Source organism: Streptococcus sp. GMD3S (genome assembly GCF_000298695.2).
In the GTDB taxonomy this organism is placed as follows: Bacteria; Bacillota; Bacilli; order Lactobacillales; family Streptococcaceae; genus Streptococcus.
In genome coordinates this window covers 1-2,827 of sequence record NZ_AJRC02000036.1, presented here as the reverse complement: position 1 = coordinate 2,827, position 2,827 = coordinate 1, and the positions used below count along the sequence as shown (strand labels likewise).

Sequence of the window (2,827 nt, the reverse complement as noted above, 5' to 3'; positions counted from 1 at the left end):
AAAGCCCTAAAATCAATCACTGTTTTTCTATGCATATCTTAAGTATAGCACAAAAAAGCCGACCTAGAACAGCTAAATCCAGCTTTGTTTACTGATTTCTATAACGAAAAATCTTCTCTACCATACTTTTTCTACTTTTTGGCAATTCTCCATCAGAAAGCACCCCTTCTTCTTGTAAATACTGGTCTTATTTGGAGTACTTTACACAAAAATTCAACAAAAAAGAACAGAGGAAGTCATGGTATCTATACCATTTTTCCTCTGTCTTTTGCTTTTCTTCTGTTACTATAGAATGATTTTATGACTTTCTTATGAAGTCTTCAGGATACTGTGCACGCGCACCTCCGATTAGTTTGGGACGACTTGCAAGAGCCGTTACATGGGCATGCCCAATTTCACGCAGTACAGGGCGAATTGGTACTTGAACATGCTTAACATGCATGCCAATCGCAGTATCTCCGATATCCAATCCAGCATGGGCCTTGATAAATTCAACCTCAACTGGATCCTGCATAAACTTGAAGGCTGCCAACTGACCCGAACCTCCTGCATGAAGTGTAGGAAGGACACTGACGATTTCAAGACCAAACTGCTCTGCCACCTGACGTTCAACGACGAGGGCTCGATTGACATGTTCACAACCTTGAACAGCTAGATGAATTCCTTTTTTCTCTAGGATATCTAGAATGGTCTTCACAATGACTTCCCCAATTTCTTGACTGGATTCCTTGCCAATCTGACCACCTATCACCTCACTAGAAGAAAGACCCAAAACAAAGATGGCTCCTTGCTTCAAATTAGCCTTTTCTAATACATCTTCTACAATCTGGCTTGTTGCTCTTTGAATGTCTTTTTCCTTCATACTTGATACCTCTTTTGTCACTATCTATCATATCTTTTTTTACTGATTTTATCAAGACCAACTAATCATTCTGATTTTTAAAAGTAAAACTCCCAGAGTGAACTGGGAGTTAGCTAATTACTATTTTATTAATGTATATTTCAACTGTCGTCCCTTTTTCGGGTGCAGAATTGATCTTCATCTGATAGTTTTCTCCAAAATGAAGTTTGAGGCGTTGATCAACATTTTGAAGGCCAACTCCCCCACGTTTGAGCTGACTTTGACTGCTATCACCAGGATTTTGGAAGCCAACGCCATCATCCTCAATGCGGATGACAAGCCCTGTATTCTGTTTCTGAACAGAAACTTTAATATGGCCCTGGCCTTCCTTCTCCTTGATACCATGGTAAAGAGCGTTTTCTACAAGAGGTTGCAACACCAGTTTAGGCAAGACTAAATTATCAAAGTCAGGTTCTTCAGCAATCTCATACTCCAGCTTATCACCATAGCGTTGTTTCTGGATAAAGAGGTACTGGCGGACATGATTGATTTCATCAGAAAGAGAAATCAAATCCTTTCCTTGATTGAGCGCCAAGCGGAAATAGGTTGCCAAAGACTTGGTCACCTGAACCACTCGCTGACTATCCTGAAACTCAGCCATCCAGATGATAGTGTCCAAAGTATTATAGAGGAAATGGGGGTTAATCTGGCTTGACAAGGCTTGAAGTTCATACTGCCGGGTCGCTTCTTCCTGCCTGCGCACATCTGCCATCAGCTGATCAATCTGATCCAACATGGCATTAAACTGGCGAGTCACTTCTCTCAGTTCATAGGCGCCAGCTTCCTTAGCACGCAGATTTTGTGTACCAGAAGCAATTTTCAGCATGGTTTTTCTCAGGTCCTTCAAAGGAGCAATCCAGCGTTTAAGACTGAACCACACCAAGCAGATACAGGCAAGAAGAGATAAAGCACTAGCAACAAGAAAGGTCCACATGAGTTGGCTCCGAACCTGGTCTAACTTCTCCAACGAAGACACGCCTATAACCGTCCAATCAGTCCCTGCAATCTTTTCCTGACTAACGTAGGATTGATGGTCCAGCGTGTAGCCCTGTCCCGTCTCAATGTAGGGTTTCATGGCCTCCATTTCACTCGCTGAGCTATAGACAGTACGTTCAGGATGGTAGACAAATTCATGCTTCTCATTGATGATAAAGGCAAAGCCCTGCTGGCCCAACTGGAGTTGGTTGAGATAGGCTTCCAGAGTTTCATAGGAAATATCCAAGCGAAGCACACCAAGATTGGCTCCCTTTGCATCAACAAGTTCCTGAGTGACAGAAATAACCCATTGACTATCTGATTTACGAGCTGGGGTTAAAACTGGCTTAGCTCCCTGATGAATAGCCTTTTGGTACCAATCCTCAGCCATCATATCTGAGGAAGTTTTCATCTGCACACTGTCATCTGTAGAAATAACCTGACCGGATTTGGTGACCAGTACTACCGTTTTCAAGTCCTGGTCTGCCTTTAAGATGGTCAAAAACAGATCTCTGATTCCCTTGGCTTGGACTTGGTTAGGATTCTCAGCATAGGCTAGGATATCCTTCTGCTGGGTCAAACTGATCGAGGTGGTTTCTAATTTTTTGATATAAGACTGAATAAAGTGGCTTGTCTGGCTAATGGTCGTTTGGCTATTGCCCTCAATCGTATACTCAATGGCTGCTGAACTCGATTGATAGTAGAAAGTCCCGACCACAGCTAGGAGAATGAGAAAGACCAGAAAGATGGAAATAACCATTCTTACTAGGAGAGAAGAACGCTTCATCGGCCTTCTCCCTTCTTAAACTGACGAGGTGTCACACCTGCAATCTGTTTAAAACGTTGGGTAAAGTAGTTCATATCTTCAAAACCAACCTTTTCAGCTATCTGGTAAATCTTTAAATCCGTGGTCAGAAGAAAGAGCTTGGCTTGTTTGACACGCTCTCTCAC

General features: G+C 42.6%; 3 protein-coding genes. All 3 read right to left on the bottom strand.

The features are described 5' to 3' along the window. Window positions 1–298: 298 nt before the first annotated feature. Window positions 299–862, bottom strand: a complete 564-nt coding sequence (locus tag GMD3S_RS0209360; protein WP_000659509.1) for a TIGR01440 family protein — start codon at window positions 860–862, stop codon at window positions 299–301. A gap of 109 nt (window positions 863–971) precedes the next feature. Continuing rightward, window positions 972–2,663: a cache domain-containing sensor histidine kinase gene (locus GMD3S_RS0209355; RefSeq protein WP_000831097.1), complete on the bottom strand. Its 1,692-nt coding sequence runs from the start codon at window positions 2,661–2,663 to the stop codon at window positions 972–974. After that, the coding region (locus GMD3S_RS10790; protein ID WP_029709230.1) for a helix-turn-helix domain-containing protein at window positions 2,660–2,827 on the bottom strand (168 nt) is incomplete at its 5' end. The genes GMD3S_RS10790 and GMD3S_RS0209355, both read right to left, overlap by 4 nt.

Coding starts and splice junctions, on each gene's coding strand:
- GMD3S_RS0209360 (WP_000659509.1), bottom strand. CDS start 862: ATGAAGGAAAAAGACATTCAAAGAGCAACAAGCCAGATTGTAGAAGAT.
- GMD3S_RS0209355 (WP_000831097.1), bottom strand. CDS start 2,663: ATGAAGCGTTCTTCTCTCCTAGTAAGAATGGTTATTTCCATCTTTCTG.